General features: G+C 65.9%; 5 protein-coding genes. 3 read left to right on the plus strand and 2 right to left on the minus strand.

Annotated elements, in window-relative coordinates:
* A partial coding sequence (locus JHD07_RS35645; RefSeq protein WP_291630726.1) for a TRAP transporter large permease subunit occupies positions 1 to 265 on the plus strand: 265 nt, incomplete at its 5' end.
* A 31-nt stretch (positions 266 to 296) separates the two neighbouring features.
* On the plus strand, positions 297 to 1,697 hold the full coding sequence (locus JHD07_RS35650; RefSeq protein ID WP_291630729.1) for an amidase: 1,401 nt from the start codon (positions 297 to 299) through the stop codon (positions 1,695 to 1,697).
* Between the two features lie 90 nt (positions 1,698 to 1,787).
* Here JHD07_RS35650 and JHD07_RS35655 read toward each other — a convergent pair whose 3' ends face one another.
* A complete protein-coding gene (locus JHD07_RS35655; RefSeq protein ID WP_291630737.1) occupies positions 1,788 to 2,297 on the minus strand; it encodes an Rrf2 family transcriptional regulator in 510 nt (169 codons plus the stop codon).
* An 88-nt stretch (positions 2,298 to 2,385) separates the two neighbouring features.
* Here JHD07_RS35655 and JHD07_RS35660 point away from each other — a divergent pair, with 88 nt between their 5' ends.
* A complete protein-coding gene (locus JHD07_RS35660) occupies positions 2,386 to 3,165 on the plus strand; it encodes a class I SAM-dependent methyltransferase (protein WP_291630732.1) in 780 nt (259 codons plus the stop codon).
* Between the two features lie 46 nt (positions 3,166 to 3,211).
* On the opposite strand, the gene JHD07_RS35665 is transcribed toward JHD07_RS35660, so the two are convergent.
* On the minus strand, positions 3,212 to 3,438 hold a 227-nt coding region (locus JHD07_RS35665; protein WP_291630735.1), incomplete at its 5' end, for a hypothetical protein.

The following is a 3,438-nucleotide window of genomic DNA, read 5'->3' on the forward strand; positions in this document are numbered from 1 at the left end:
CCTGCCGCTGCTTCCCCAGTACGGCATCGATCCGATCTTCTTCGGCATCCTGGTGGCACTGAACACGCAGACCGCATTCAACACGCCGCCGGTGGCGATGGCCGCCTTCTATCTGAAAGGCGTGGCGCCGCCCGAGGTGAAGCTGACCGACATCTTCTCCGGCGCGCTTCCGTTCGTCGGCCTGGTCTTCTTCACCATGGCACTGGGCTACATCTTCCCGGGGATCGCATTGTGGCTGCCCAACTACCTCTACGGGGCGCGATGAGTGTGCCCGGCCAACCAACGAAGGGCTGTGTATGAGTCTCAACGCGCTCGGTCTCGCCGAGGCTGCGGCCGGCATCCGCGAGGGCCGGCTCAGCTCGGTGGAGCTCGTCGGCGATTGCCTCAGGCGCATCGACGAGGTCGATCGCAACATCCAGGCGTGGGCGTTCCTCGATCGCGATCACGCGATGCGGCAGGCCAAGGCCGCCGACGATCGGCGCAAGCAGGGCAAGGCCACGGGCCCGTTGCATGGCGTGCCCGTGGGCATCAAGGATATCTTCGACACCGGCGACATGCCGACGGAATTCGGATCGGAGCTGTGGGCCGGACGCACGCCGCGGCGCGATGCGGCGGCCGTGGCGCGTCTGCGGGCGGCGGGCGCCGTGATCCTCGGCAAGACGGTGACCACAGAGTACGCCTACTACAATCCGGGCAAGACCCGAAATCCGCACAACCCAGATCACACGCCCGGCGGATCGTCCTCGGGCTCCGCCGCGGCCGTCGCGGCGCTGATGGTGCCGGGTGCCATCGGCTCGCAGACCAACGGCTCGGTGATCCGTCCTGCCGCCTTCTGCGGCGTGGTCGGCTTCAAGCCCACGCATGGTCTCATTCCGCGCAGCGGCGCGCTCGAATTGTCGCGCACGCTCGATCATGTCGGCGTGTTCGGGCGCAGTGTCGAGGACGCGGCCCTGCTCGCCGAGGTCATGGCCGGCTTCGACCCGGAGGATCCGGACACCCGGCCCGTTGCGCGCCCGCCATTCTCTGCGATAGCGGCGAGCGAGCCGCCGCTGCCGCCGCGATTTGCCTTCGTGCGCTCTCCGGTCTGGGATCAGGCCGAGCCGGTGACGCGTGAAGCCTTTGCCGAGCTCGTCGGGGCCTTGGGCGAAGCGTGCAGCGAAGTCGAGCTTGGGCCAAGCTTCGACAGCGCCGTCGACATGCACCGCATCATCATGGAAGTCGACATGGCGCACAATCTGCGGCGCGACCACGAGCGCGGCGAAGACAGGCTGAGCACCCGTCTGCGTGAGGCGATCGCGCGCGGGCGCGCGCATCTTGCGATGGATTATTGCAACGCTCTGGCCGGGATTGCGCCGCTCAACGAGGCGCTGGACCCTATCTTCGACGAATACGACGCGGTCCTGACGCCTGCTGCACCAGGCGCGGCGCCCGGCATCGAAACCACCGGCAACCCGGTCTTCTGCTCGCTCTGGACTTATCTCGGCGTGCCCGCCATCAGCCTGCCCTTGATGCGCTCGGAAACTGGCCTTCCGCTGGGCGTTCAGCTCATCGGCCGCCGTGGCAACGACGCCCGCCTGTTGCGCACCGCGCGCTGGCTGACCACCGCCATCGGGCGCACGCGCGGGGGCGGCCGGCGCAACGTCCCCGGCACCGGATCGCAATCGGCTGCCGGCGGGGAGAAGAGGAAATTGCGATGACCAATCTGATCACCGGCCTCATCGGCCTCGCGCTCATGATCGCATTTCTTGGAATCCTGCTGGTCTGGATCAAGGCCATCCCGCTCATCATCATCGTCGTGAGCGTGGTGATCCTGGCCGTGATCGATTTCGTGCGATCCCTGCGGACGAACGGCGCGGCTCGCTGACGGCCGGATCGCCTGCGCAGCGCGCGTCGAGACCTTTGCTCAGGTCTGCGAGGCTCACCGCGCCCAGCCGCTCGACCAGCAATGCTTCAGCGTCACGAAGGACATCGTCCACCGCTGCGTTGACGAGTTGCTCGATCGCACAGTCCGGGTTGGAATGCTCGTTCCCGATCGCAAATAGCCGGGGGCCACCAACCGCACGATAGACATCGAGAAGCGACACGCGCTCGAGGTCGCACGCGATGACCCAGCCGCCGCCATGCCCTTTGTCCGACCGGACATAGCCCGCATCGCGCAGCCCCGCCAATGTGCGGCGAACGACGACCGGATTGGTCCCCAGCATCGTGCCGATCGCCTCCGAGGTCATGGGGCCGTCATGTCGCGCCATGTGGAGCAGCACATGCAGCATTCGGGAAAGGCGGCTGTCGTTTCGCATCGCCTGATCTTTCGCATGCATCCCACCATTGGCAAGGGGCACGCAGTCATGATACATATAAAGTTACATGACTCGTGAGGGATCGGACGTGCGACAGTTTGAGAATCCAGACCATTGGGACAGCGCAGCTAGGCATTATCGAGAGACCGCGCACCCTTTCACCACCCTGTTTGCGGAGGCGGCGCTGGCGCGCGTAGCCCTGACGCCTCAGAGTCATGTTCTCGACGTGGCAGCCGGCACCGGCGCGCTCGCGCTGGCAGCCGCGCGCACCGGCGCACGAGTCCTGGCGACCGACTTCTCGCCCGGCATGGTGGGATGCATCGCCGCTGCTGGTCTGCCCAATGTGGAGGCGCGGGTTATGGACGGACAGGCGCTCGATTTGCCAGACGCGCATTTCGATGCCGTCTTTTCGATCTTCGGTGTCATCATGTTCCCCGATTGGCGCAAGGGTTTGGCCGAGATGCGACGGGTGACGCGACCCGGCGGGCAAGGCGTGGTCGCGACCTGGCAGGATCGGGGCGCGGCGACCTTCCTCCTGTTGGGCGAAGTCCGGCAAAAGCTGTTCCCCGATCGGTCGGGCATGGCAATGCCTGAAGCGGTTCAGGCCATGAGCGATCCGGAAGATTTCGCCCGCGCCCTCGTCGCTGCTGGCTATCGCGATCCCCGGATCGACGTGGTGACTCATGATTTTCTGCTCGACGTCGCGGCGCTCGACGCGCCTGACACGCTTTTCGGCATGTCGCCCGACTGGACGAGCCTGGACGACGTCGAAAAAGCGGCGGTGATTGCCGAGGTGCGGCGCAGGGCCGATGGCCGCCTAATCCTGCCGATCACCTCGACCGCCCTCATTGGCGTGGCTGTACGATGAATGCCAATCGCATGTGTGTGGGCAATTCAGGACCGCTGGATCGTCGCTACTTCTTCAGGATGCCCGTGTTGGTGTTTCCAAGCTGCTGGACGGCGGCGTTTGCGGCGGGGGTGTTGTAAGACGGTCGAGATCCGCCGCCTTCCTGGCCGGTCGGGGCTACGCCGAGTATCTCGCCCGTCGTTCCCTGCCCTTTTGCATTCAGCGAGTTAGGTCCCGGCGAACCTCCGGTTCCGCTTAGCGTCGTCCCGTTCGAGAGCGTCGAGCCACCCGGGC

The sequence above is a fragment of the Bradyrhizobium sp. genome, from assembly GCF_016462955.1.
GTDB lineage: Bacteria > Pseudomonadota > Alphaproteobacteria > Rhizobiales > Xanthobacteraceae > Bradyrhizobium.